Source organism: Devosia sp. MDV22-iso42 (assembly GCF_058629155.1).
This window is the reverse complement of sequence record NZ_JBZVWR010000007.1, coordinates 24,889-50,436: the sequence shown is the minus strand read 5'-3', so window position 1 is coordinate 50,436 and position 25,548 is coordinate 24,889. Positions and strand designations below refer to the sequence as shown.

General features: G+C 65.7%; 24 protein-coding genes and 1 pseudogene. 13 read left to right on the top strand and 12 right to left on the bottom strand.

Translation table 11 applies throughout. The features are described from left to right. Positions 1-2: 2 nt before the first annotated feature. On the top strand, positions 3-854 hold the full coding sequence (locus AC4NN3_RS07730) for a universal stress protein (RefSeq protein ID WP_491926524.1): 852 nt from the start codon (positions 3-5) through the stop codon (positions 852-854). A 36-nt stretch (positions 855-890) separates the two neighbouring features. Here AC4NN3_RS07730 and AC4NN3_RS07725 read toward each other — a convergent pair whose 3' ends face one another. Continuing rightward, on the bottom strand, positions 891-1,562 hold the full coding sequence (locus tag AC4NN3_RS07725) for a hypothetical protein (protein WP_491926523.1): 672 nt from the start codon (positions 1,560-1,562) through the stop codon (positions 891-893). A gap of 220 nt (positions 1,563-1,782) precedes the next feature. On the opposite strand from AC4NN3_RS07725, the gene AC4NN3_RS07720 reads away from it, so the two are divergent. The 9 genes from AC4NN3_RS07720 (at position 1,783) to ftsH (ending at position 11,274) form a co-directional block, all read left to right on the top strand. Further along, positions 1,783-3,498 (top strand): HAD hydrolase family protein, encoded by a 1,716-nt coding sequence (locus AC4NN3_RS07720; RefSeq protein ID WP_491926522.1) that lies wholly within the window; start codon positions 1,783-1,785, stop codon positions 3,496-3,498. A gap of 226 nt (positions 3,499-3,724) precedes the next feature. Continuing rightward, the gene (locus AC4NN3_RS07715; RefSeq protein WP_491926521.1) at positions 3,725-5,134 is read left to right on the top strand and encodes a PAS domain S-box protein; all 1,410 of its coding nucleotides are present in this window, start codon (positions 3,725-3,727) and stop codon (positions 5,132-5,134) included. Continuing rightward, the gene (gene fixJ, locus AC4NN3_RS07710) at positions 5,131-5,772 is read left to right on the top strand and encodes a response regulator FixJ (RefSeq protein WP_491926520.1); all 642 of its coding nucleotides are present in this window, start codon (positions 5,131-5,133) and stop codon (positions 5,770-5,772) included. Before AC4NN3_RS07715 ends, fixJ begins: the two co-directional genes overlap by 4 nt. An 80-nt stretch (positions 5,773-5,852) precedes the next feature. Beyond that, complete coding sequence (locus AC4NN3_RS07705; protein ID WP_491926519.1) at positions 5,853-6,212, top strand: hypothetical protein; 360 nt, start codon at positions 5,853-5,855, stop codon at positions 6,210-6,212. A gap of 80 nt (positions 6,213-6,292) precedes the next feature. Then, positions 6,293-6,943 (top strand): helix-turn-helix domain-containing protein, encoded by a 651-nt coding sequence (locus AC4NN3_RS07700; protein ID WP_491926518.1) that lies wholly within the window; start codon positions 6,293-6,295, stop codon positions 6,941-6,943. Positions 6,944-7,026: 83 nt separating this feature from the next. Then, positions 7,027-7,263: a hypothetical protein gene (locus AC4NN3_RS07695; RefSeq protein WP_491926517.1), complete on the top strand. Its 237-nt coding sequence runs from the start codon at positions 7,027-7,029 to the stop codon at positions 7,261-7,263. An 8-nt stretch (positions 7,264-7,271) separates the two neighbouring features. After that, on the top strand, positions 7,272-8,528 hold the full coding sequence (locus tag AC4NN3_RS07690; protein WP_491926516.1) for an MgtC/SapB family protein: 1,257 nt from the start codon (positions 7,272-7,274) through the stop codon (positions 8,526-8,528). Positions 8,529-8,652: 124 nt separating this feature from the next. Beyond that, positions 8,653-9,300: a BON domain-containing protein gene (locus AC4NN3_RS07685; RefSeq protein WP_491926515.1), complete on the top strand. Its 648-nt coding sequence runs from the start codon at positions 8,653-8,655 to the stop codon at positions 9,298-9,300. 153 nt (positions 9,301-9,453) lie between these two features. Continuing rightward, positions 9,454-11,274, top strand: coding sequence for an ATP-dependent zinc metalloprotease FtsH (gene ftsH / locus AC4NN3_RS07680; RefSeq protein ID WP_491926514.1), 1,821 nt, complete (start codon positions 9,454-9,456; stop codon positions 11,272-11,274). A gap of 121 nt (positions 11,275-11,395) precedes the next feature. On the opposite strand, the gene arcC is transcribed toward ftsH, so the two are convergent. From arcC to AC4NN3_RS07650, 6 genes and pseudogenes are all read right to left on the bottom strand, one after another. Then, positions 11,396-12,307 carry a carbamate kinase gene (arcC, locus tag AC4NN3_RS07675; protein WP_491926513.1) on the bottom strand — a complete coding sequence of 304 codons (912 nt, stop codon included), beginning with the start codon at positions 12,305-12,307 and terminating at the stop codon, positions 11,396-11,398. Between the two features lie 3 nt (positions 12,308-12,310). Next, entirely contained in the window at positions 12,311-13,312 is a 1,002-nt protein-coding gene (gene argF / locus AC4NN3_RS07670) for an ornithine carbamoyltransferase (RefSeq protein WP_491926512.1), read from the bottom strand. A 20-nt stretch (positions 13,313-13,332) separates the two neighbouring features. Then, the gene (locus AC4NN3_RS07665) at positions 13,333-14,550 is read right to left on the bottom strand and encodes an arginine deiminase (protein WP_491926913.1); all 1,218 of its coding nucleotides are present in this window, start codon (positions 14,548-14,550) and stop codon (positions 13,333-13,335) included. 11 nt (positions 14,551-14,561) lie between these two features. Beyond that, on the bottom strand, positions 14,562-16,031 hold the full coding sequence (gene arcD / locus AC4NN3_RS07660; protein ID WP_491926511.1) for an arginine-ornithine antiporter: 1,470 nt from the start codon (positions 16,029-16,031) through the stop codon (positions 14,562-14,564). 107 nt (positions 16,032-16,138) lie between these two features. Then, positions 16,139-16,951, bottom strand: a complete 813-nt coding sequence (locus AC4NN3_RS07655; RefSeq protein WP_491926510.1) for a universal stress protein — start codon at positions 16,949-16,951, stop codon at positions 16,139-16,141. 213 nt (positions 16,952-17,164) lie between these two features. Further along, positions 17,165-17,266, bottom strand: a pseudogene (locus AC4NN3_RS07650) (alcohol dehydrogenase); the annotation flags it as partial. 197 nt (positions 17,267-17,463) lie between these two features. Between AC4NN3_RS07650 and AC4NN3_RS07645 the strand changes: the two are divergent. Together AC4NN3_RS07645 and AC4NN3_RS07640 are read left to right on the top strand one after the other, a co-directional pair. Next, positions 17,464-18,297, top strand: coding sequence for a Crp/Fnr family transcriptional regulator (locus tag AC4NN3_RS07645; protein WP_491926509.1), 834 nt, complete (start codon positions 17,464-17,466; stop codon positions 18,295-18,297). Positions 18,298-18,404: 107 nt separating this feature from the next. After that, positions 18,405-19,058 carry a BON domain-containing protein gene (locus AC4NN3_RS07640; protein ID WP_491926508.1) on the top strand — a complete coding sequence of 218 codons (654 nt, stop codon included), beginning with the start codon at positions 18,405-18,407 and terminating at the stop codon, positions 19,056-19,058. A gap of 57 nt (positions 19,059-19,115) precedes the next feature. Here AC4NN3_RS07640 and AC4NN3_RS07635 read toward each other — a convergent pair whose 3' ends face one another. Next, positions 19,116-19,652 (bottom strand): Hsp20/alpha crystallin family protein, encoded by a 537-nt coding sequence (locus tag AC4NN3_RS07635; RefSeq protein WP_491926507.1) that lies wholly within the window; start codon positions 19,650-19,652, stop codon positions 19,116-19,118. 260 nt (positions 19,653-19,912) lie between these two features. On the opposite strand from AC4NN3_RS07635, the gene AC4NN3_RS07630 reads away from it, so the two are divergent. Beyond that, positions 19,913-20,560, top strand: a complete 648-nt coding sequence (locus tag AC4NN3_RS07630; protein ID WP_491926506.1) for a phosphoribosyltransferase — start codon at positions 19,913-19,915, stop codon at positions 20,558-20,560. Between the two features lie 59 nt (positions 20,561-20,619). Here the strand turns inward: AC4NN3_RS07630 and AC4NN3_RS07625 are convergent, their stop codons facing one another. From AC4NN3_RS07625 to AC4NN3_RS07610, 4 genes are read right to left on the bottom strand one after another with little or no spacing between them, the layout of a single operon-like run. Continuing rightward, complete coding sequence (locus AC4NN3_RS07625) at positions 20,620-21,675, bottom strand: ABC transporter ATP-binding protein (RefSeq protein ID WP_491926505.1); 1,056 nt, start codon at positions 21,673-21,675, stop codon at positions 20,620-20,622. A 26-nt stretch (positions 21,676-21,701) separates the two neighbouring features. After that, entirely contained in the window at positions 21,702-23,810 is a 2,109-nt protein-coding gene (locus tag AC4NN3_RS07620) for an ADP-ribosylglycohydrolase family protein (protein WP_491926504.1), read from the bottom strand. Positions 23,811-23,838: 28 nt separating this feature from the next. Next, positions 23,839-24,672 (bottom strand): carbohydrate ABC transporter permease, encoded by an 834-nt coding sequence (locus AC4NN3_RS07615; RefSeq protein WP_491926503.1) that lies wholly within the window; start codon positions 24,670-24,672, stop codon positions 23,839-23,841. Continuing rightward, positions 24,669-25,514, bottom strand: coding sequence for a carbohydrate ABC transporter permease (locus tag AC4NN3_RS07610; protein WP_491926502.1), 846 nt, complete (start codon positions 25,512-25,514; stop codon positions 24,669-24,671). Before AC4NN3_RS07610 ends, AC4NN3_RS07615 begins: the two co-directional genes overlap by 4 nt. Between the last annotated feature and the right edge of the window lie 34 nt (positions 25,515-25,548).

The following is a 25,548-nucleotide window of genomic DNA, read 5'->3' as shown; positions in this document are numbered from 1 at the left end:
CCATGGATATCCTGCTGCCCATCGCCACCTATCCCGACGTCACCGACCAGGCCGCTCTCGACCAGGCCTTGGTGCTGTCCGCCCGCCTGGATGCTCGGATCACGGCGCTGATCCAGCAGGTGGACGTGCCGCCTGTCCACAGCAGCCTCGGCGAAATCCTGCTCGACCTCTCCAGCATGGTCGCCCAGGCCGAGCAGCGCAGTCGCCACCATGCCGAGGCGATGCACCGCTGGGTGCTCGAGCGCGGCGCCAGCCTCGGCCTGGTTGACGTGACGGCCAGCACGGCGGTATGCGGCCCCTTGGGTTTTTCCGACCACTTGCTGCCCCTGGCCCGCCATCACGATCTGGCGCTGGTCGTGCTCGACGGCAAAGATCCGCAACGGCTGGCCGAAATGGAAGCGCTGGTCTTTGACTCGGGCGGCCCCGTCCTGGTCCTGCCGGCGCGGCCCGCCGCGGTGCCGCTACCGGACGGACCGGCAAGGCCGCTGCGGGTCACTGTGGCCTGGGATGGCAGCCGTGCTGCCTCGCGGGCCCTGCGCGATGCCCTGCCGATCCTGGCTCGGGCGGCCCCGGTGATGCTCGTCACCATCGGCGACGACAAGACCATCGACCCCGCTGGCATTGCCGGCGTCCTTGCCTTTCTGCAGCATCACGGCATCGAGGCCCGGCACCTGCCGCGCAGCCGCGGCTCGGCCGCGATCGGCGACACGCTGCAGGCAGTCGCCATCAGCCAGAATGCCGACCTGCTGGTGATGGGCGCCTATGGGCATAACCGGCTGCAGCAGCTGATCCTGGGCGGCGCCACCCGCGCCATCCTGCACGCCCCGCGCCTGCCCATCCTGCTGTCGCATTAGTCAGGGCGGGACCGGCCGGCCCCGCCAATCGGCCGCTCATTGCGCACAGTGCAGCGGCGTCCGCAGCCAGGCTTTCGGTAATTTTCCCCGCTGCAGCGGCACGGCCTGCCAGACGCGGAAAAGCTGGTCGGCAACCGGAGCGCCAGCGGCCAGGCGCAGCCGCTCCCGGGCGGCGCGCAGGCCCGCTATGCCGCCCGTGGGCACCGTACTGCGCGTGCTGGCGGGCATGACCGAAGCGCGTACCTCGCAGTCCCGCGGCCGCTCAAGCGCATCCCTGGCCGGAATCGCGATGTCGATCAGTGCCGCTTCCCCGTGCCAGCCATAATAGAAGATAATCGCTTCCTCGGCGATCGGGCCATCGCTCCCGTGCAGCCTGCTGCTCAGGATCGTCAGGGCGTCCTTGATGGCGATGGTCAGTGCGCTGCGCAGCAATGTAGAATAGCAGGTCAGGAAGATGATCGGCCGCGCTACCTCGGCACCCTGCCGTGCACCATGGTCAACAACCTGCGACCCATTATGCACCTGGGCGGCGTCCGGGTGCAGGACGCGGCCCTGTTCCGTCTGTCCCGGAGCCAGCGACACCACGCCGGGCTCGGTATCGGCTGGTCTGGCCAGGGCGCAGTCTGCCGCCGGCGTCAGGCACGCAGCCGGCACGGCGCCCCGCTTGAACAAACGAGCAGGGGCGGACAGGGGACGCAGATGCTCCATGCATGCCTCTTCTTGCAGATGCTTGCCGGACGGTGGCAGGTTTGCCGGACGAAACCTTGATCCACATCAAACCACGGGATCCTTTGTCCGGCTCACTCGACCGGCACTCGGGCTGCCGCCAGCGCAACAGGCTTTCGGCCGCTGGCTTGATATGGGTCAAATTGCGGGCAAATATCCCCAATAGCCTGAGCGCGTCCGCAGGCGGTCACGGGAGACGGGGGTGCATTTCTTAGGTCTTGCTGTCGACTTTGATGGCACCATTGCCAGGGATGGCGTGGTGGATGTCGCCACCCGGGATGCGCTTGCTTCGGTCAGGGCCAGTGGCCGGCGCCTCATCATGGTGACCGGGCGCGAACAGCACGATCTTGTCGCCTGCTTTCCCGAATACGCCATGTTCGACCGTATCGTCCTCGAGAACGGCGCCGTTCTGTTCGATCCCGCGACCGGCCAGTTGCGCATGCTGGCGCCGCCACCCGATCCGGCCCTGGTCGATCATCTGCACCGGCTGGGCATAGCCAACATGTCCGTCGGCCGGGCGGTGATCGCCGCCTGGGAACCCGATCAGGGCAAGATCCTCGACGCAATCCGGCTTTCGGGCCTCGAACTGCAGATCACCTTCAACAAGGGCGCCGTCATGGTGCTGCCCACCGGCGTCAACAAGGGCAGTGGGCTGCTGGCGGCCGCCGCCGATATTGGCATTGTGCCCCCCTCCATCGTTGGCGTCGGCGACGGCGAGAATGATCACTCCTTCCTGCGTATCTGTGGCTGTTCTGCTGCTGTCGCCAATGCCGTCGCGTCGCTCCGCAGCGAAGTCGATATCGTCCTCGCCGGCGATCATGGCGATGGCGTCGTGGCGCTGCTCGCCGATCTGCAGCGGCTCGATGCGGATCTGCTGCCAGAGGGCCGGCGCGGCATCGATGCCGGCCTGGACCGCAACGGCAAGCCGGTGCGCATCTCCGCCACATCACGCAATATCCTGATCCTCGGTCCTTCAATGTCGGGCAAGTCGACCTTTGCCACCATGCTGATCGAGCAGATCATCGGCGCCGGTCTTGGACTGGCGGTCCTCGATCCCGAGGGCGATTACGTCGCCCTCGCCGGCACCACGATTCTGGATGCCGACGGCATGGACAAGGGCCTTCACTCTTTCGGACTGCTGCTGGCAGCCCGGCTCAATCCGGTTCTTGTCCTTCGGGGGATCGATGCCGCCGGGCGACGGCAGTTCATGCGGGCCGCACTGGACCTGGCCGTCACCACGGCCGAGGCCAGCGGCACGCCGTCCTATCTTGTCATTGACGAGGCCCATCAGGGCCTTTCCATGCCCCTGGACAAGCCGCTGGTCGAGCATCCACGCCTCGTTCTGCTCACCCTGTCTGCCGATCTTCTGGCTGCCGATACCCTGGCCAGCATCGGGACAGTCTGCGCCCTGGGACCCAATGCCGATTTTCTGCTGTCGCACTTCTGCCACCTGACCGGCCATGCGCCACCGATCGCCGGGGACATGCCGGAGGCCGGCGAGATGCTGCTCTGGAACATCCCGCATCAGCCCGTGGTCCTGCGGCCAAGCGCACCAGACCAGCAGCATGTCCGGCACGCCGGCAAATACGCCACCGGCGACGTGGGCAAGGAGCGCAGCTTCTATTTCCGGGGCGCGCACAACACCCAAATCCTCCCGGCTGGAAACCTCTACGAGTTCCTGGAAGTTGGACGGCAAGTTGATGACGGGGTCTGGTCGCATCATCTCTACAACGGCGACTTCGAACGCTGGTTCGCCAGCGTCATTCGTGACCCCGCACTCGCCGACCTGGCCAGGCGTCTGCGCCACGCCCCCGTGGCCCCAGCCCGCACCACCTGGGCCGCGCTGCAAACCAGCATCATGAGCCGCTACTGCTTGCCGGCAAGCGAAACCAGGGATTTGCCCGACCAGCACCCATGACCCTTGCGCTCCAGGCGCTGACCGACGGATTCGCGCGCCTGTGTCTCTGTACGCTTTCGCACCATTACCCAGGCAGGACCGATCTCGGTTTGGATTCATCCGGCAGACACGCTAGCCTGCTGGCATTTGATGCGGCAGGCGCGGGCCCTGCTCGCCGGGCTGATGTTGCGGCCAGATCATGGTATTGGTACAGCCACGTTGGACTGCTTATGCCCTGACTGCGGGCATGATCCTCGCCGCCATTGTGCTGGCGACCCATCTCGGTGCGCTCTGGCCCACCGCCGCAACCAGCCTCCTGTTTGTCCCGGCCATCATGGCCGGAGCCGCTTTGGGCGGCGTACTCCCAGGCTTGCTGGCCACGGCCATATCAGCCGCATGGCTGCTCATGGTGGCCGGCGGTGGCGACATGCCCATGCCGCTTCCTGCCAATCTGGCCCTGTTCTTCGGCCTCGGGCTTGCCATCACCTGGCTCGGCCAATCCTACAGGCGCTCACGCGCCCACTCCGAGGAACTGGCGCGGGCCCTGCATCGCCATGCAGTCCATCTGCAGTCCATCCTTGATACGGTGCCGGACGCCACCATCGTTATCGATACCGCTGGCATCATCGTCTCGTTCAATGCCGCGGCGGTGCGCCAGTTCGGCTACGCCACCGAGGAGGCTGTGGGCCACAATGTCAGCATGCTGATGCCCGAGCCCTACCATGACCGGCATGACCACTATCTCGCCCGCTATCTGCGCACCGGCGAGAAACGCATCATCGGCCTGGATCGCGTCGTGCTGGGGCGACGCAAGGACGCCTCGACCTTTCCCATGACGCTGGCCGTGGGCGAGATGCAGTCCGACGGCAAGACCTATTTCACCGGCTTCATCCGCGATCTCAGCGAGCGCGAAGAGAGCCAGGCCCGGCTGGCCGAAGCGCAGGGCGAACTGGCCCGTCTGGCGCGGTTCAACGAGCTGGGCGAAATGGCCTCGACGCTTGCCCATGAACTCAACCAACCCCTCTCAGCCATCGCCAACTACGTCCAGGGCTGCATCCGTACGCTCGACAGGCTGGACACGGAACCGGCCAACCGGATGCGCGCGGCGCTGACCGACGCCGCCAGGCAGGCATTGCGCGCCGGCGACATCATTCGCCATCTGCGGGAATTCGTTACCCACGGCGCGACCGAGCGCCATCCCGAAAATATCCGGAGACTCATCGAAGACGCGCTCCCGCTCGCCCTGCTGGGGGCGCGCGAGCGCGGCATTCGCACGTCATTCGATTTCAGCCAGACGGCGGGCTGGGTACTGGTGGATGGCGTACAGATCCAGCAGGTGCTGATCAATCTGATGCGCAACGCCATGGAGGCGATGCAGGACAGCGCCACGAAAAATCTCGTCGTCACCGTCTGCGACACCGCTGAGCACATGCTCATGGTCACGGTTGCCGACAGCGGGCCGGGCATACCGCTCGACATTGCCGCGCAGCTCTTCCAGCCCTTTGTCACCACCAAGCCCGGCGGCATGGGCATCGGCCTGTCCATCTCCCGGCGTATCATCGAATCCCACGGCGGCACGATCGAGATGCAGCCCGGCCAGCCAGCGGGCGCGCGCTTCAGCTTCACGCTCCCCACCACCGCGGAGCCGCCGGCATGAACGGTTTCGATATCGTGGTCCACATCGTCGATGACGAAGAGGCGGTGCGCAATTCGCTCTCCTTCCTGCTCGGCAATTCCGGCTTTGCCGTTCGCAGCCACCGCAGCGCCACCGATTTCCTCGATCACGCGGCGGGAATTCGCAACGGCTGCCTGGTGACCGATCTGCGCATGCCCGACATCAACGGCGTGGACCTGCTCAAGAAGCTGCGCGAGATCGACGCCCTGCTGCCCGCCATCGTCATCACCGGGCATGGCGACGTACAGATGGCGGTGGAGGCAATGAAGAACGGCGCCCTCGACTTCATCGAAAAGCCGTTCGCCGACGATGTCCTGATCGCGTCGATCCGCCATGCTGTCGGCGCCGTGCAGTCTCGCCTGGACCATGACGCGGACGCCGAAGCCACGCGTCAGCGTCTCAATACCCTCAGTGACCGCGAAAAGCAGGTGCTCAAGGGCGTGGTTTCCGGCGAGCCGAACAAGACCATCGCCTTCGATCTGGGGATCAGCCCGCGCACCGTCGAAGTCTATCGCGCCGGCCTGATGGCCAAGATGCAGGCCAGAAGTCTCCCCGAACTGGTCCGCATGATCCTGGGCGTCCAGACCCGACAGAACGGCTGGGAGTGGCCGCACTTTTGATCCACGACAAGACAGCCACCGCATCATCCGCTAGCAAGGGTAGGTAATCGCGGATGCATGCCGTGGTTGGAAATGTTGAAATGTCGCTTGCTCGCCGCCTGTTGATCGTAGCCCCGGACATGGATCTGCGCCGATCCCTTGAGTTCATGCTTGAGGCAGACGGCTACCAGGTCGTTTCCTATCCGGCCATCGGCGCCGTGCCGTCGCAGGAGCGCTTTGACTGCACCATTCTCGACCATCGGGCGATTGCGCCGCCGATCGAGACAGTCATCGCCTTCTGCCGCGTCGCCATACCCGTCGTCCTGCTGGCAGGCACGCCCGTGCCCTGGCTGGAAGAAATGGTGTTTTGCCTGGTACAGAAACCCCTCCTCGGCAGCCCGCTGCTTGCCGCGATCGAGAGCGCCTTGGCCGCAGCCATGCCGCCCGCCACCCCTAAGTAGAGTCCCTAGGCGCGAGACCTGAATATCGCCGTCGCCCGGGTTCGGTCAGTCTCCAGCTCATCGAAACCGAGGAGCCGACCATGCTGACCCAGTTCAACCATGATCGCGTGCCGACGGGCATGCCCCACCGCGATCCGGCGGTGCATTCACTGCTCACCCACGCCCGCCCCTGCGCCCTGTCCTTCTACCCGCCCAATGGCATGATCTACGCCCAGGGCGAGCCGGTCGGCCCGCTCTATCTGGTGGAATTCGGGACCGTGCGCATCTGCCGCCTCACCGCCGACGGGCGCCGCCAGGTCAGTGCCTTTCATGCCAATGGCGACGTCTTTGGCTTCGAGCCCGGCCGCGAACACGAAAACTACGCCGAATGCGTCGACCGCGCCGGCATCCGCCTGCTGCGGCCCGACCTGGACCGGAGCCTGGATGCAGACCTGCTGGCCATCGCCCTGCGGACTCTGGCCCGGGTCCAGGATCATCTGATGCTGCTGGGGCGGATGAGCGCGTCCGAACGGCTGGCCGCCTTCCTGCTGGACCTGCATGAGCGAGGGGGCGCGGGCAGCGTCATCGACTTGCCGATGCAGCGCCATGACATCGCCGACTATCTCTGCCTCACCATCGAGACGGTGTCGCGCGTGCTTAGGATCTTCAAGGATGCCGGCATGATCCGGCTGCCCGGCGCCAGCCAGGTCGAGGTGCTGGACCTGGCGGGCCTGCAGCATTTGGCGCCGTAGCGGTCGGCCCAATTGACGCCGATCAAGGCGGCGTCCGCATTTGCTGGCATCATACCGCACAGCGCCAGCAAGAGGAGACCAGCATGATCAATCGGGAATGGCACACCGCACACAAGCTGGGCCGCAATGCCAGCCTCGAGGACCGCCTTGCCTGGCACCTCGACCACGCCGCCAACTGCGATTGCCGGGAAATGCCGCTCGCCATCCGCCGCGAGGCGGAGGCCCGCGGCCTGCCCGTGCCGCGTTTGCGCCGGCTGCAGGCCGATACCTGCCCGACGGCGGCCACCTGGCCGCCCGGCACGCCGCCGGTTCGGCACTAGGCTACCCCTTGGAGCAAACCGCCCTGTTCAGCCGTCTCGGCGTCGCCTTGGCGATCGGCCTGCTTGTCGGCCTTGAGCGCGGCTGGAGCAAGCGCACCGAGGAGGATCATCAGCGCGCGGCCGGCTTCCGCACCTTCGCGCTGAGCGGACTGCTGGGCGGGGTCGCCGGCCTGGTATCGCTCGATGCGGGCGGCATTTTCCTGGGCATGAGCTTGCTCGCCTATGCCGCAGCATTCACGGTGTTCCACTGGCTGGAGGCCACCGCCGACCAGGATCTCAGCGTCACCTCGGTGATTGCCGGCCTGCTGACCTTCCTGCTCGGCGCCCTCGCCATCCTCGGGGACATCAACCTCGCCATCGCCAGCGCCGTAGCCATGACGGTGCTGCTGGCTTTGCGCGAACAGCTGCATCGCTGGGTTGCCGCCTTGACCTGGAAGGAGATCAGCTCCGTCCTCACCCTGCTGGCGATGACCTTCCTGCTGCTGCCCGTGCTCCCCGACCGCACCATCGATCCCTGGAACGCCCTCAATCCGCATGAGGTGTGGCTGCTGACCATTCTGATCGCCACCGTGTCTTTCGCCGGTTATGTCGCCGTGCGGCTGTTCGGCGATCGGCTGGGCATTGTGCTGGCGGCCCTGGCCGGCGGCCTGGCCTCGTCGACCGCCACAACCCTGGCGCTGGCGCGGATGGGGCGGGCCGAGTCCAGTCCGACCCGGTTGCTCAGCGCCGGCATTCTGCTGGCCGGCGCGGTCATGCTGGCCCGGGTCGCCGCCGTGACCCTCTTGCTCAACCCGGCTTTGTTCGGCCTCATCACGCCCCCGCTCGCCGCCGCCGGGACCGTTCTGCTGCTGGCGGCAGGCCTGCTGACCACACGGAGCAGCCAGGACGGTCAGGCCAGTCTGTCTGTCGACAATCCCCTGGCCATCGGCACGGCTTTGCGCATGGGGGGCCTGATCGCCGCGGTCATGCTGGGCACGGCCTATCTGCTGCAGGCGGTCGGGTCGGCCGGGGTGGTGGCCATCGCCGCCCTCTCCGGCCTGGTCGATGCCGATGCCCTCACCATCTCCATGGCCCGCCTGGGGGGCGGCGCGCTCGCTTTGCCCACCGCAGCCTGGGCCATCCTTGTCGGCGTGGCCGTCAATACCGTGTCCAAGGCCGTACTCACCCTGGCCGCCGGCGGCACCCGGATCGCCCTGCCGGTCGCCCTCGCCAGCCTGGCTTCCCTCGCCGCTGGCTTGCTGGCCGCCGTACTTCCCTATTGGTGAATACGGCTGGGAACCCGCGCGCCAGCCGGGCCGCGGCAACTCTTGATGGTCATCAAGGTATCGGCTTCAGGCTGCTGTTGAATGGCGGGATCGGCGATCGATCGCCCAAGCAATGGAGATTGAAATGAACGACAAGACCCTCAAGCAGGACATCATGGATGAGCTGGAATTCGAACCCAGCATTGATGCGACCGATATCGGCGTTGCCGTTGAGGACGGCATCGTAACCCTGAGTGGCCACGTGACGAGCTTTGCGCAGAAAAGCACGATCGATCGGCTGGTCAGTCGCCTCAAGGGGGTCAAGGGCATCGCCGAGGACATCCAGGTGCGCTACCCCGGCACCACCGGCACCGCCGACGACGAGATCGCCAAGCGGGTCGTCAACAGCCTGAAATGGAGTTCGGTGGTTCCGGCCGACAAGGTGCAGGTCAAGGTGCAGGATGGCTGGGTCACGCTGAGCGGCACGCTCGACTGGAACTATCAGAAGACCGCTGCCGCCGACGCGGTGCGCAACCTGCATGGCGTCATCGGCATCAGCAACCTGATCGACCTGCGTCCGCGCGTCTCCTCAATCGACGTCAAGAAGCACATCGAGGACTCCCTCAAGCGCAATGCCGAGGTCGAAGCCAGGTCGATCCGCGTCAATGTCGCGGGCAACAAGGTGACCCTCGAGGGCAACGTCAAAGCCTGGCATGAGCGCCGCATTGCCGAGCAGGCTGCCTGGTCCACGCCCGGCGTAACCACCGTCGATGACCGGCTGACCATTGGCTGACTGACTATGCCCGCACTGCCGGCGGATGATCCGCCGGCAGCGCCATAAGACCGTCCCTGCCGGGCTGGCCATTCGCCTCCGCCAATCCGGTTGACCCAGGTCAAGGGCATCCCGCATCCGGCGCCATAGACTGGGGCAAAGCAGGAGCGTCAGTTGAACAAACGGCAGCAATACAACCTCTGGTACATCGTCGGCGCCTTCCTCGTGCTGCTCGCATTTCAGGCCTGGATGGGCTACCGCACCGTCGCTGCGGTGACCTATACGGACCTGCTGGGCTATCTCAGGGACGGCAAGATTGCCGAGGTATCGATCACCGAGTCGCTGATCGAGGGACGGTTCAAGGCACCCGAAAACGGGGCCGACTATTTCGTTACCCGCCGCGTCGATCCGGAGCTGGTCAGGACCTTCGCCGATGCCGGCGTCACGGTGAATGGCGACAGCGACAGCAACTGGCTCACCACCCTCCTCTCCTGGATAGTCCCCATGCTGGTGCTGGGGGGCTTCTGGTTCTTCATCTTCCGCGGCATGGCCGAGCGGGGGGGCATCGGGGGCCTCACGGCGATCGGGCAGTCCAGGGCCAGGATCTATGTGGAGACCAAGACCGGTGTCAGCTTCGGCGACGTCGCCGGGATCGACGAGGCCAAGACCGAACTGCAGGAGATCGTGTCCTTTCTCAAGGAAAAGGACAAATATGGCCGTCTCGGCGCCCGCATCCCCAAGGGCGTGCTGCTGGTGGGCCCGCCGGGAACGGGCAAGACGCTGCTCGCCCGCGCCGTGGCCGGGGAAGCCGGGGTGCCGTTCTTTTCCATCTCGGGCTCGGAATTTGTCGAGCTCTTTGTCGGTGTCGGCGCGGCCCGCGTCCGGGATCTGTTTGAGCAGGCCCGCAAAGCCGCGCCCTGCATCATCTTCATCGACGAGCTGGATGCCCTTGGCCGCGCCCGCTCGCCATTCGGCAATATGGGCGGCGGCGACGAGAAAGAACAGACGCTCAACCAGCTTTTGGCCGAACTCGACGGCTTTGACCCCCGCGTTGGCATCGTGCTGCTGGCCGCCACCAACCGGCCTGAAGTCCTTGATCCGGCGCTGCTGCGCTCGGGCCGCTTTGACCGCCAGATCGCCCTGGATCGGCCGGACCGCAATGGCCGGGCCGCCATCCTCAAGGTCCACCTCAAGGCGATAAGGCTCGCGCCAGACACCGATATTGCCCAGATCGCCGGCATTACCCCGGGCTTCACCGGGGCCGATCTCGCCAATCTCGTCAACGAAGCGGCGATCTTCGCCACGCGGCGCGGTGCCGACGCGGTGACCCTGGACGACTTCACCGCCGCGGTCGAACGCATCATTGCCGGCGTCGAGCGGCGCGGCCGGCTGCTGCTGCCGCAGGAGCGCCGCCGGGTCGCCTATCACGAACTCGGCCATGCCCTTGTCGCCGCGTCCATTCCCGGGGCCGACCCGATCCACAAGGTGTCGATCATCCCGCGCGCCATCGGCTCGCTCGGCTACACCATGCAGCGGCCCACCGAGGATCGCTATGTCATCACTGCGGGCGAGCTCAAAGACCGCATGGCAATCCTGATGGGCGGCAGGGCCGCCGAGCAGGTGGTGTTCGGCGAGTTCTCGACCGGCGCGGCCGATGATCTGGTCAAGGTCACCGATATCGCCCGCCAATATGCCACCCGGTTCGGCATGAGCGACCGGCTTGGCCAGGCGGTGCTGGAACAGGTGCTGCAGCCTTTTCTGGACTCCCCCTCCGCACAGACCCGCCGCGATTATTCCGAAGCGACCTCGCGCGAGCTCGATCTGGCCGTGCGGGCCCTGATCGAGGAGGCATTCGAGCGCGCCAGGCTCATTCTGCTGGGCCGTCGCGCCGAGCTCGACGCCGGGGCAGCCCTGCTCCTCGAAAGCGAGGTGATCACCCCCGTCGAATTCCCTGCCCTGGCGGGAATCCCCGAGCCCAGCGCGGCAGCCGTCTAGCAGCCTGTTCAGCGCGCAAGCGCTGCGGCCAGCATCCCACGCGATGACACGTCGGCCCCGCCATCCACGATAACGGCACCGCCCGGCATGATATCCAGCACCGCCTCTGGCTTGCTGGCGATCAGTCGGGCCGGATGCGGGTGCCGCTGTCGCCCCGGATGATGGCCAGGGCATCGGTCAGCTGGCCAATGGCGGCTGGCTTGCCGGTTCTGCCGACGAAATCCAGTGCGGCTGCCACTTTGGGGCCCATCGAGCCCGCAGGAAAGCTGGATGCCGACAGCTCCTCCACCCGCACCTGTCCCAGTGCCCGCGCCGCCGGCGTGCCGAAACCGGCATAGACGGCATCCACATCAGTCAGCAGCATCAGCATGTCCGCCCCGATCTGCTGCGCCAGCAGCGCGCTGGCCAGGTCCTTGTCGACCACCGCTTCCACGCCGACCAGGCTGCCATCGGGCCGCTCCACCACCGGAATGCCGCCGCCGCCGGCGCAGATCACCGTGACGCCCTGGGCGACGAGCAGGGCGATGACCTTGATCTCGAGAATACCCAGCGGCGCCGGCGAGGCAACGACCCGGCGCCATCGCTCGCCGTCGCGGGCAATGTGCCAGCCCCGCTCGGCGGCCATCCGGGTCGCGGTCGCCTCGTCATATCCGGGGCCGATCGGCTTGCTGGGCGCGGCGAAGGCGGGATCGGTGGCGCTGACCCGGGTCTGCGTCAGCAGCGTCGCGATCAGCTGCTGCGCGGGCAGCAGGCTGCCCAGCTCCTGCTCGATCAGGTAGCCGATCATCCCCTCGCTCTGGGCGCCCAGAATGTCGAGCGGCTGCACGCTTTCGGCCGGCCCCGCCGCCGATTGCAGCGCCAGCAGGCCGACTTGCGGGCCATTGCCATGGGTGATGATCAGGCTGTGGCCAGCCGCGATCAGTGCGGCCAGCGAAACCGCCGCGTCATGCACGTTCTGCCGCTGGCTGTCCGCGGTCAGCTTCTCGCCGCGCCGCAACAGGGCATTGCCGCCAAGGGCCACCACCAGGCGCATGGCTCAGCCGCCCAGCGTGGCGACGAGCACGGCCTTGATGGTGTGCATGCGGTTTTCGGCCTGGTCGAACACCACCGAGGCGTCGGACTCGAACACCGCCTCGGTGACTTCCATGCAATCGATGCCGAAGCGCCGGGCAATGTCGGTGCCCACCTCGGTCTCGGCATTGTGGAAGGCCGGCAGGCAGTGCATGAACTTGACGAAGGGATTGCCGGTGGCATTGAGCACCGCCGCCGTGACGCGATAGGGCGTGAGCAGGCTGATCCGCTCGCCCCAGGCGCTCTCGTCCTCACCCATCGACAGCCAGACATCGGTATAGATGAAGTCACTGTCGCGGACGCCGTCCTTGACGTCTTCCGTCACCGTCAGGGTCCCGCCGGTCGTGGCGCCGATGTCCTGCAGGCGGGCGATGAAGTCGGCATCCGGCCACAGGGCCTGGGGGGCCACGATGCGCATGTCGATGCCCACCTTGACCGCCCCGGTAGCCAGCGACCGCGCGACATTGTTCCGTCCGTCGCCCAGGAACGTTACCCGCATGTCAGACAGGTGCTTGTGGGTGAACTCCCGCATCGTCATCAGGTCGGCCAGCGTCTGGGTGGGGTGGCTCGCATCGGTCAGCCCGTTATAGACCGGCACGCCCGCATGCGCGGCCAGGGTTTCGGCCGCTGACTGGGAGAAGCCGCGATATTCGATGGCGTCATAGATCCGCCCCAGCACCCGCGCCGTGTCCTTCATCGATTCCTTGTGACCGATCTGGGTCCCCGTCGGCCCCAGATAGGTCACATGCGCACCCTGGTCGTGGGCCGCGACCTCAAAGCCCGTGCGCGTGCGCGTCGAGTCCTTCTCGAAGATCAGGGCGATATTCTTGCCGGCCAGGCGGGGCACTTCGCTGCCCGCCAGCCGCGCCGCCTTGAGCGCGCTGGCCAGGCGCAGCAGCAGGCGGATCTCGTCGGGCGTGAAGTCATCCAGTGTCAGGACGCTGCGGCCGTGCAGGTTGATGGGCATGAGGAAGTCTCCCGAAAGGATCAGAGGGGATCGCGCGCCAGCGGACAGGTCATGCAATGGCCGCCGCCGCGCCCGCGGCTGAGCTCGGCGCCGTCGACGGTGATCACCTCGACGCCGGCCCGGCGCAGCATGGTATTGGTGTAGACATTGCGGTCGTAGGCGATGACGACGCCCGGCTCGACGGCGATGACATTATTGCCGTCGTCCCACTGCTCGCGCTCGGCTTCATAACCGTCGCCGCCGGTGACCACGACGCGCAGCGCCTTGATCCCCAGCGCCCGGGCCACCACGTCGACGAACCGCCCCGTCTCCTCGGTCACCTCGATGCCCAGCGGGCCCGGACCGGGCCGCAGCGAGAAGCTGCGCAACTGGTCGACCACCGGCGGATAGAGCGTCACCAAGTCGCGGTCACAGAAGGTGAATACCGTATCGAGATGCATGAAGCTGCGCTCGCGCGGCATCTGCGCGGCGATGACGTGATCGGCCACCCCCAGCTCGAACAGGCGGCTGGCCAGCGCGGCCACGCCCTGTGGTGTTGTCCGCTCGCCCATGCCCACGATGACCTTGCCATTGCCGATCGGCATGACGTCACCGCCCTCCAGCGTGGCGATGCCGGGCGTGCCGGCGCCAGCCAGCGTCTTGAAGGTCCCGTTGGCGAAAGCCGGATGATGGCGGTAGATGGCCTCCACATTGATAGCCTCGGGCCGCCGCGCCGGCCAGTACATGGCATTGACCGAGACCGCATCGTAGACCCAGCACGAACTGTCGCGCGTGAACAGCTGGTTGGGCAGCGGCGCCAGCACGAAGTCGCCGGGCGCCAGTGTCCGGGCCGCCAGGCCCGCCGGCTTGAACGGCAGTTCGGCTCGCGCAATGCCCCCGATCAGCCGTTCGGCAAGCTCGTCCGAGGGCATGGCGTCGAGCCAACCGCGCAACTCGTCGACCAGGTCGCCGCCGATGCTGTCGGCATTGATGCGGCGGTCGAGCAGCCAGTCCCGGCCGGTCGGCAGCGCCAGCGTTTCCGCCAGCAGCGTCCCCAGGTCAAGCACGTCGACATCGCGCTCCCGGAGCGCATCTACGAAGATGTCGTGTTCCTGGCGCGCGCGCTTCACCCACAGCACATCGTCGAACAGCAGGGCGTGGCAGTTGTCGGGCGTCAGCCGCTTCAGGCTGAGGTCGGGCCGGTGCACCATCACTTGGCGCAGCCGGCCGACTTCGGAATGGACACCGGGCTTGGGCATGGTTCTGGGGCTCATAGCGGGCTCACCGCGCCGATCCACATTTCATAGGCGGCCAGCAGGGCGACCGCGACCAGGGCGACGGCGACCGCCAGTTCCCAGGGCTTGAAGATCCGCTGCCCGGCCTCCCGTCGTGCCCAGGCAAAAAAGACGATGCCGGGGGCATAGAGCAGCGCGCACATAAAGAGATAGGCCGGTCCCGCCGCATAGACGAGCCAGAGCCCGTAGACGGTGGCCAGCCCACCCAGGAACAGCGCCAGCCGGCGCGGCTCGCCGGCTTGGTAACCCTCCCCGGTCAGCGCCAGCTTGGCGGCATAGGCGCCCGAAAAGATGTACGGCACCAGGATCGCCGTCGAGGCAATGTAGAACAGCGCCTGATAGGTGCTCTGCGCGAAGAAGGTGATGATCAGGAACAACTGCACCAGCAGGTTGGTGACCGTCAGCGAAACGACCGGTACGCCCTTGTCGCTCTCCTGCGCAAAGATTTTGGGCATGCTACCGTCGCGCGCCGCGGCATGCGGGATTTCGGCTGCCAGCAGGGTCCAGCTCAGGAACGCCCCGACGACCGAGACCACCAGCGCCAGGTTGATCAGCACCGCCCCCCATGCCCCCACCACATGTTCGAGCACGCCGGCCATGGAGGGGTTCTTCAAGCCCGCCAGTTCGGGCTGGGTCAGGATGCCCAGCGACAGCAGCGATACCAGTGCATACAGCGCCAGGCAGGTGAAAAAGCCCAGCGCCGTGGCCGTGGCAATGTCGCTGCGCCGTTCGGCGCGGGCCGACAGTACGCTGGCCCCCTCGATGCCGATAAAGACCCACAGGGTCACCAGCATGGTATTGCGGACCTGGTCGGCGATCGAGCCCAGCTCGGCATTGCCCAGGCCGGTGAAATCGAGCGCGAAGACGTCCACCTGGAACGCCACCACGACCACCCCGATGAACAGCACGATCGGCGCGATCTTGGCGACGGTGACAAACAGATTCACCAGGGCTGCCTGCCGGACGCCGGCCAGGATCAAAGCATGGATCAGCCACAGCAGGATGGAGGCGCCGACAATGGCCTGCCAGCTATTGCCCTCGCCAAAGGCCGGGAAGAAATACGACAGCGCGCTGAACACGATCACCGCATAGGAGACGTTGCCGACCCAGGCGCTGATCCAGTAGCCCCAGGCGCTGTTGAACCCGATGAACTCGCCGAACCCGGCCCTGGCATAGGCATAGGGCCCGGCATCGAGCGCGGGTTTGCGGGTCGCCAGCGACTGGTAGACAAACACCAGCGCCAGCATGCCGATCGCGGTGATCGTCCAGCCGATGATGATGGCCAGGGCCCCTGCTCCCGCCGCCATGTTCTGCGGCAGGCTGAACACGCCCGATCCCACCATCGAGCCGATGACCAGGGCAGTCAGCGCGCCCAGGCGCAGCTTCTGTCCCGGCTCGGCCACCGTGGTAACCGCCGCGGCGGCCGTCAGTTCTGAACTCGACATCGAACCCTCCTTGCAATCCCTGTGCATTCAGAAAGGACGGATCGGCAGAGGCACTCTTGATGGCGATCAAGTTTCGCTAACTTTTTCGCGCCCCCGCCCGGGCCGCATCAGCGCGCCATCAGCACTGGCACGTCGGCATTGGCCAGGATGTGGCGGGTGGTGCCGCCCAGGATCCATTCGCGCAACCGCGAGTGACCATAGCCGCCCATCACCAGCAGACCGGCGCCCACGCGGCGGACTTCCGCCAGCAGCGCCTCGCCGGCGCCGTCCGATCCGGCTTCCGCCGTACCGATCACGGCCGAAATGCCATGCCGGCTCAGGTGGCGTGCAATATCGCCGCCGGACGCGGTCGCCTCCCCTTCGCCCACCATGACGACGATGGTCTGGCCGGCCAGCTTGAGGAATGGCATCGCCTCGGCCACGGCGCGCGCCGACTCGCGGCTGCCGTTCCAGGCAACCACGACCGTGCCGAACGAGTATGGTGTCTGCGCCTTGGGCGGCACGAACAGGCAGGCCCGGCCGGAGCCGAACAGGACCGAAACCTCCATGCTCACGGCATCGGCCGGATCGCCATAGGGCCGTGTGGCGACGAACAGGTCGGCCGTCCGCGCCTCCACGGCCAGGGCATCGCCGGCCGTACCGGAAAATGCATCGAGCCGGCGCACCTCATGGGGCATGGTCAGGCGATCGAACCGCTGCACCAGGCGTTCCAGCGTCGCGTCGGCCTGCTCATTGGACTGCTCGATCAGCGGCTCCATGGCGATCAGGGCGACGCCGTCGCCGCCGATCACCTCGGGCAGGATATGGGCATATAGCCCGGTCAGATGAGCGTCAAAACGCGCCCCGATGGCTTCGGCATAGGCAAGACGCACCTCGTCTTCCGCCGATCCGGTAAGATGAACCACGATGTCCTTGATCACTTTCGTCTCCCGTCTGACCTGTTGTGCGGGCAGGCCACAGACGGCGATGATCGCTGCCAGGACCCTGCTGCTGCTAGACAATCTAGCCGAGCGCGGCAGGCAATCCTTGTTCTGGATCAAGTCCGGCATTTTTCCCGAGGCCGTCGGGATCCGTGCGTTTTTGGCTCACGGCACCAGCACGACTACCCCTTGGAACCGGCCGTGCCGCAGATCGGCCTCGACGCGAACCCGGATTTCTCCGCGCCCTGGCACCGGCAGCGCTCGCGCCTCAAGCACTAGCGGCCCGCCAACCGCCCGCAGCACCATGGCTCGCATCACCTGCTGTCCCACCTTTCCCCTAGGCTCCCCCTCGCGCTTTGTCTGGGCCCCATGCCAGCGTCCACACGCCTTTGTCTTTCACCGCACCCGGGCCGGATCGGGCTTGATTCAAATCAAGGCCGGCCGCGTTTTTCCTGCAATCGTCATGCTGTTCAGGCATTGAGCATGCCCCCGATAATTGCGGAGAAGCAACCATGGGCGATATTGCCAACATCACCGATGCAGCAAGTCGATGCACGCGCTGCAGTGTCACGACCCGCTCTCTGTGCGGGCTGTCGGACCTGGCCAGCTATGCCGATATTGCCCGCATCTCGGGGAGGCGTGTCATCAGTGCCGGCCAGACTATTCTCGCCAGTGGCGGCCAGGCCAGCCTGGTCGGCACCGTGCTGGCCGGGGTCCTCAAGGTGTCAAAGACCCTGCCCAATGGCCGCGAACGCATTGTCAGCCTGATCTATCCCGGCGACTTCTTCGGCCAGCTGTTTGACCCGGTGATGGACTTTGCCGTCGAGGCCGCCACCGATGCCGAGATCTGCGCCGCCGACCGGACGGCCTATGAGGGCCTGCTGGCCCGCCACCCCAAGCTGGAGCACGCCCTGCTCCTGGTCACTGCCAACCATCTCGCCTTGGCCCGGGAGCGCGCCTTGCTGCTCAGCTGCCAGAATTCCCTCGAGCGGGTCGCCACCTATCTGCTGGTCATGGCGGGCCGGCGCGACCACCTGCTGAACGAAATGGCGGTATCTCCGCTCAAATCCGTGGCGGCGCTGACGATCACCCGCGCCGACCTGGCCAGCTATCTCGGCACCACCTTTGAAACCATCAGCCGGCACCTGCACTATCTGGCCGACAAGCGGGTCATCGTCATCATCGACAGCGGCCACTTCGAGATCATCGACACCGACCGCCTGCAGTCCATCGCCGGCGTCAGCCACGACGATCTCCGCCTGTTCCTGTCCACGCCCCGCCAGGTGGGCACTCTTCGTCGCCAGCTCGCCGTGGCGGCACCAGTGGCCAGTCTGTTCGGCAAATAGCCACGCGCAAGGCCGCAGGATGTTTGACGGCCATCAAGCCCTGCCTGTCCGCGCCATGTTCCTGTCGGGCAGCAGCGGCTGGCTGGATCCCATGCAAGGAGATTTCGATGAGCGACACCGTATTGCGGCAGGTCATCCTGGATGAGCTCGAACGCGAACCCGGCATCGATGCGGCCGATATCGGCGTGACCGTGGAGGAAGGCGTCGTCAGCCTGACCGGCCATGTGCCCAACTACGCGCAGAAGTCCACCGTGGAAGGCCTGGTCGGCCGGATCAAGGGCGTCAAGGGCATCGCCGAAAACCTCGAAGTCCGATTCCCCGGCAATGTCGGCAATGCCGACGACCAGATTGCCGGCCGCGCCGTCAGTTCCCTGCAGTGGAACACCACCGTCCCCGACAATGCGGTGAAGCTGAAGGTCCACAAGGGCTGGGTGACGCTCTCGGGCACGGTGGAATGGAACTTCCAGAAGACGGCCGCCGCCGATGCCATACGCGGCCTGCACGGGGTCACCGGGATCAGCAACCTCATCGCCATCCGCACCCGCCCGGTGGTTTCCGCCGCGGACGTCAGGAAGCGCATCGAGAAGGCGCTGAAACGCAATGCCGAGCTCGAGGCCCATTCCATCCGCGTCGATGTCGAGGGCAGCCGCGTCACCCTGGCTGGCCATGTCAGGGCTTGGTCTGAGCGTCGTCTGGTGGAAGACGCGGCCTGGGCAACCCCCGGGGTCGCCACGGTGGACGACCTGATCGTCATCAGCTGACGGCGCGATTTCGGGCGGGGCGTTGACTGCCTCGCCCGGGCTTGCAGATATGCGTGGTCAGCCCTTCTTGACGCTGATCCGCCGCTTGGCCGATGCAGCCCCCGGATTTTTGGGCAGGGTCACGCGCAACACGCCATTGGCATAGCTGGCCTGGATCTTGTCCGCATTCACATCCTCGGGCAGCGCGAAACTGCGCTCGAAGGCGCCGTAGCGCCGCTCGCGGATATAGTGGTCCGCCGACTCGTCGGTCGTGTCTTGCCGCTTTTCGCCATGGATTGTCAGCCCGCCATTGGCGAGCGAGACGTCGATATTCTTGTCGTCCATGCCGGGCATGTCGGCGGTGATCTCGTAGGCATCATCGCGCTCCACCACGTCCACCGCCGGCGTCGTCATCCAGGCCGAGCCGTTGCCGGCCTTGGCCGGTGCCCCGTTGAACAGCGAGAACGGCGCCAGCCAGGCATTGCGGTCCATGTCCTCGAACAGGCGGTCGAACTCGCGACGGACGCTTTCGAACGGATGCTCGACCAGCCCGGCGCCGCGTGCCGGCGTCTTGGCATTGTTCTTGACCGGCAGATTTGTTGCAGTACTCGCCATTTTTCAGCTCCTTGCTTGATGGTGCCACCACTAAGCAACTTGGACGCCGCGCCGTCTTGATGCCCGTCAAATGTCGGCGTGGCATGACCGGACGGCTTCCGCACAACCGCCGCAATCGGCGCCATGCTGGCAATGGCGCCTTGATGGCCATCAAGGCGCGCGCTGCTGCAGCAGGACCTACTTCACCTCCAGCGGGCGTGGCGGCGGGAGCAACGCCCTGACGCGAGCCGTCTGCCCGAGCCGATGCACAGGAGCACCCGATGCCGTTCCGCGACCGCCAGCACGCCGGTGAGCAATTGGCTGCGGCCCTGCAGCCGTTCCGCCCGGATCACCCCGTGATCATCGCCCTGCCCCGGGGTGGAGTGCCGGTAGTCGCGCCGATTGCCCGCGCCCTCGGCGCGCCGCTGAGCCTCCTGATCGTGCGCAAGCTCGGCGTCCCGCGGCAGCCCGAGCTGGCCATGGGGGCCATCGTCGATGGCGATACGCCGCAAATCCTGCGCAATGAGGCGGTCATGGCCATGGCCAGGGTCTCGGAGTCCGACTTTGCCGCAGCTGTGGCCAGGGAAACCGCCGAAATCGACCGGCGGCGCCGGCGTTACGGCCCCTCGACCACCCTGCCGGCACTGGCCGGCCGCACCATCATCGTGGTCGATGACGGCATTGCCACCGGCGCCACGATCCGGGTGGCCCTGCGCGCCCTGCGATCGCGGCAACCGCGCCTGCTCATTGTCGCCGTGCCGGTGGCGGCGCATGACGTGCTGGCCACCCTGCAGGCCGAGGCCGACCAGCTTGTCTGTCTCGAAAGCCACGACGATTTCGGGGCCGTGGGCCAGTACTATGAGGATTTCGCCCAGGTGCAGGACGCCGAAGTCCTATCCGCCCTCGCCGCCGCGACACCTCCCGGCTGACCGCCCCCGAGCCCGGACACGCCCCCTGAGCAGCCGCCCGGCCGGTGCCGCGACCGGTCTCAGCGGACCCGGTTGCCCCCATCTGCCTCGAAGAAGTAGGTGTCGCCTTCAGTCAGCGAAATATTGATCACCTGGTCATCGCGGAGCGCCACGCGTTCGCGGAAAAGGCAAACCACTTCGTCCTGCCCTATGGCCAGCACCGCAAAAGTCTCCGATCCGGTTGGCTCGACCACCTTGACCCGTGCAGCAATGCCCTGCGCCGCTATGGCGATATTTTCCGGCCGCTTGCCCAGGAGCACGGCGCCGCCGTCAGTCGGGGAAGCCGGCGGCGTGAGCCCGGTCCGGGTGCCATCGCTCAGCACGATGTCATCGCCCTGCCGCGTGGCCTTGATCAGATTCATCGATGGCGAGCCGATGAACTGGGCCACGAAACTATTGGCCGGATTGTCGTAGAGTTCGAGCGGAGTGCCTACCTGCTCGACCCGGCCGGCCTGCATGACCACGATCTTGTCGGCCATCGTCATGGCTTCCACCTGGTCGTGCGTCACATAGACGATGGTGGTACCCAGCCGCTTGTGAAGGCTTTTGATCTCCGCGCGCATGGCCACGCGGAGCTTGGCATCGAGGTTGGACAGCGGCTCGTCGAACAGAAACACCTGCGGATCGCGCACGATTGACCGCCCCATCGCCACGCGCTGCCGCTGTCCGCCCGACAATTGGCGGGGATAGCGGCCCAGCAGTTCGGTCAGGCCGAGGATTTCCGCAGCCTTGGCCACCTGCCGCTGCTTTTCCGCAGCGGGCGCCTTGGCCAGCGTCATCGAGAAGGCCATGTTCTCGGCCACCGTCATGTGCGGATAGAGCGCGTAGTTCTGGAACACCATCGAGATGTCACGCGCCTTGGGCGGCAGGTCGTTGACCACCCGATCACCGATGCTGATCGTGCCGGCCGAGATATCCTCGAGGCCGGCAATCATGCGCAGCAGAGTCGACTTGCCACAGCCCGACGGCCCCACCAGCACAACGAATTCGCCATGCTCGATATCGACCGAGACGCCATGCATGACCGGCACATCGCCGTAGGATTTCTTCACATTGTCGATGCGGACTGAAGCCATAACGCCCCTCCTGGTCTGTGGCCGCCTCAGGCAGCGGTGATGGTCACGGCGTCGGTCGAGAGGGCACCTTCGTGCACCACCAGCCCGATGCCGCCATTGGCAAAGGCAAGCGCGCTGGTATCAGTGGCCGAGACCGATGTGCCGGCGACTTCCGCCCAAATGGTGTCGCCCGATACGCGCACCGAGAACGGGATCGTGGTTTCGAAAGCGAACGGAAATTCCGTCGAGGCAAGGACAAGCTCCTCGGCATCGCGGATCCGCACGATTTCGAGCGTATTGCGCCGCGTCACGCGCACCGCATAGTAGCGCCGCAGCCCCTGCACCCGAACCGCCACGCCGCCGTAATTGCCCAAGTGCACCATGATGTCGGATTTGAGCCAATAGTCGGTCCACTCCCGCGTGCCATGCGAGACGATGCCTTCATCCCGCGACTGGGAAATGCGGAAGCTGGGCGGGAAGCGCTTGGAGAAGAAATCCACGCCGTTGACCCAGGCCATGCGCCAGAAGTCGCCATCGCCTTGCGGACGGTGCAGGGTGAGCTCGGCTGCCCCGTCCCAGCGCATATGGTCGAGCAGCACTGTGCCGTCGGCACGACGCCCGTCGCCGGTAATCGCGAGGCCGATCTCGGCGATCGGCTGGCCGTCGAATTCGGGCAGGCGCCATTCGAGAACCGCTTCCGATCCGGGCGCGAGGCGGTGGGCCTTACCGTCGACATCGCGCAGCTGGTCCGCTGCGTCGTAGACCCGCAGGCGCAACCGGACTTCGACAGCGCCCTTATTGTCCTTGGGCGCGATGACCCGGGCCTTGAGGACTTGGCCGGGATAGACCAGCGGCGTCGCCATCAGGTCATAGGTGCGCATGTTGAGCATTTCGGGCGGGGAGAAAGTCGGCGTCATCGCTGCCGCCACCTGCCCCGGGCCGAGTGCCTCGTAACCTATGGCCAGGGCCCGGCCGCCCTCGAATTCTACATTGCGCAGTGGTGTCGTGACACTGCCGCCTGCCGCCCCCATCGGGCGGAACCCCTGCTGGCTGCCGGGCAGCGAGAAGTGGAGCTGTGCGCCGTGCTTGGGCGCTTGCATGGGCGCATCGCCGGCCAGCTGAAGGCCCAGATTGGCCAGATAATACGCGGTGCGCACCGCATCATTGATCGAATTGCCGCCGTCGGCAGACGAGATCAGCAGCCGGTCGGCAATGGGGCCGCGCCAGTCCGGGCCGTCCTCGATGCCATCGAGCCCCAGCATGATGCCCATCAGGCAGCCGACATTGCCGGCATTGCAGTCCGTGTCCCAGCCGGAGGTATTGACGATCATCTGCGCCTTCTGGAAGTCGTCCGGAGCATAAAGCACCGACATGATCATCAGGGCGTGGTTGGGGACGACGTGGCAATTGCCCGGATATTTGTCGTAGCCATAGTGGTGCTCGATCAGCTGCCGACAGGTGCGCCAGTCGGCATGCTGCCTGTGCCAGGCGCGAATGTCGCCGATCAGCTTGGCAATCAGACTGTCTGCCGGGATCACCGACAGGCCGGTATCAATCAGCGCGTCAATATCTTTGGTGCGGAAGGCCGCCGCCTCCATGGCGGCCCACAGCATCGCCGCATGGACCGACTCCCCGTCGTGGCTGACCTTGCCCGCCTGTTCGGCCAGCTTGGCCGCCAGTTCCGGCTGGCCAGGCGCGACGAGCGCCCAGCCATCGATGAAGATCTGCGCACCAATCTGCTCGGCGACGGCCTGGCCATTGGTCGCGATCGACCCCGATTCAGGCGCCGCAATTCCCTTCTTCAGGTTCAGCCAGGCGGTGTGTTCGGTCGAATTGCCATTGCCGCCCCACCACAGGATCGAGCGTTCCTCACAAATGTAGTTGAGCCAGGCCTTGCCAATATCCTCGGCGCTGAGATCGGGCGATATGCCGTAATCTTCCAGCGCGCGAATGAAGGTGAACGTGCCCGCCACATCGTCGTCCGTCACCACCAGTGGCTGGTTGAGGCGATCATGGACATAGTATTCGATCGGCCCGAGCTCCTCCATGATGCGCTGGTAGGTCCAGCCTTCGAATGGGCGGCCCAGATAGACGCCAATCAGCTTGCCCAGCACACCGGCATAGACACGTTCGAGATAGTCGTTGGGAACGGACATCTTTATCTCCTCAGAATTCCAGTTTGGTTCAGCCCTTGACCGAACCGCCGGCCATGCCTTCGATGAAGCGGCGCTGCAGCAGGACAAACAGGATGATGACGGGCAGGACGATGATCAGCGCTGCGGCCATGATCTCACCCCAGTCGCTGCTGTACTGACCGGACAGCAGGAAGAAGGAGACGATGGCGGTGGAGGTGTCAGCGCGCTGGAGGAAGGTCGTGGCGATGAGGAACTCATTCCACGAATAGAGCCCGATGATCAGCGCGACGGTCAGGATGCCGGGCGAGACGATTGGCAGCATGACCTTGGTGAAGACCTGCCAGTGCGTAGCGCCATCGATCAGCGCAGCCTCTTCGAGTTCCTTGGGCACAGCCAGGAAATAGGTGCGGAGCAACATGACCGCGAAAGGCGACCATATGGCGGTATAGACGACTGAAACTGCGACGGCATTGTTGATCAGCCCCAGCCGGGCGAAGCCGAAATAGAGCGGGAACAGGAACAACTGGATCGGTGCCGTGGTCGTTGCCAGAAGGTAGAAGGTGACGATCTTCCAGGACTTGATCTTGCGCCGCGCCAGCACATAGGCGGTCAGTGAGCCGGTGGTGCAGACCAGAACGATGGTCAGGCCGGACAGGATCGCCGAGTTCAACATGGTGGTGCCGAAACGGGCATCGTGCCAGGCGCGAGTGAAATTGTCCCAGCGGAAGGTTTCGGGCCATGCCAGCGGATTCTGCACGATTTGCGCGGCCGGTTTGACGGAATTCAGCACCAGCAACGCGATGGGGAACAGCGTGATCAGCAGAAGGATGGCCAGGATCGCATAGGTGAGCAGCAGCGTGGCGCGGCTTTCGATCAGTCTCATTGGTCGAACTCCCGGGCCTGTTCGCGAATGTAGAAGGCGGTGGCGATCAGTCCGAAAATCGAGATGATCACGGCCACGGCAGCTGCCTTGCCGACGGCCAAGTCATAGAAGGCGCTGCGATAGGCCAGCGTCGATAGAACTTCGCTGGAAAAGGCGGGGCCGCCCTGGGTCAATATGTAGACGAAGTCGAAGACGAGGAAGGACCAGATCACCGTCATGATCATCATCAAAGTGATCGTGGGGCGGATGCCGGGCAACAGCACGTAGCGCATCATCTGCCAGAAGGACGCACCCTCGATGCGCGCGGCCTCCACCTGCTCCTGTGGCACCTGGCGCAGGGCCGCAAAGAAGATGACACAGAGAAATCCCCACCAATGCCACAGATCCACTGTTGCGATGCCGATCAGCGCCGTGGAGGGTTGGGTGAGTGGATCGAGCGTGGGAAAGCCCATGCGTTGCAGCATGCCGTTGACGCCCGATATTGGACTGTAGATCATGCCCTGCCAGACGCGCGCCAGGATGGCCGTCGCGATGATCATGGGCAGGAAATAGACGACCTGGAAGAACATGCTGCCGCGGCGCGCCACAAGCAGCAAGGTGGCTGCAAGCAGGCCGATGCCGATGGGCACGGTCAGGAACAGCACTGTCCAGATGATGTTGTTGGTGAGTGCCGTCCAGAAGACGCGGTCGCCCCACAGACCGTAGAAGTTATCGAGACCGATGAACACAGGCATGGAAATGCCGTCCCAGCGAAAGAACGCAAGGGCGATGGTCAGCATGGCCGGTACCAGGATGATGACCACGTTGATGATCAACGTTGGAAGCAGATAGAGTCGATGCATGTGAAGGCTCCGCCATAAGGGGCGGCGGCGTACC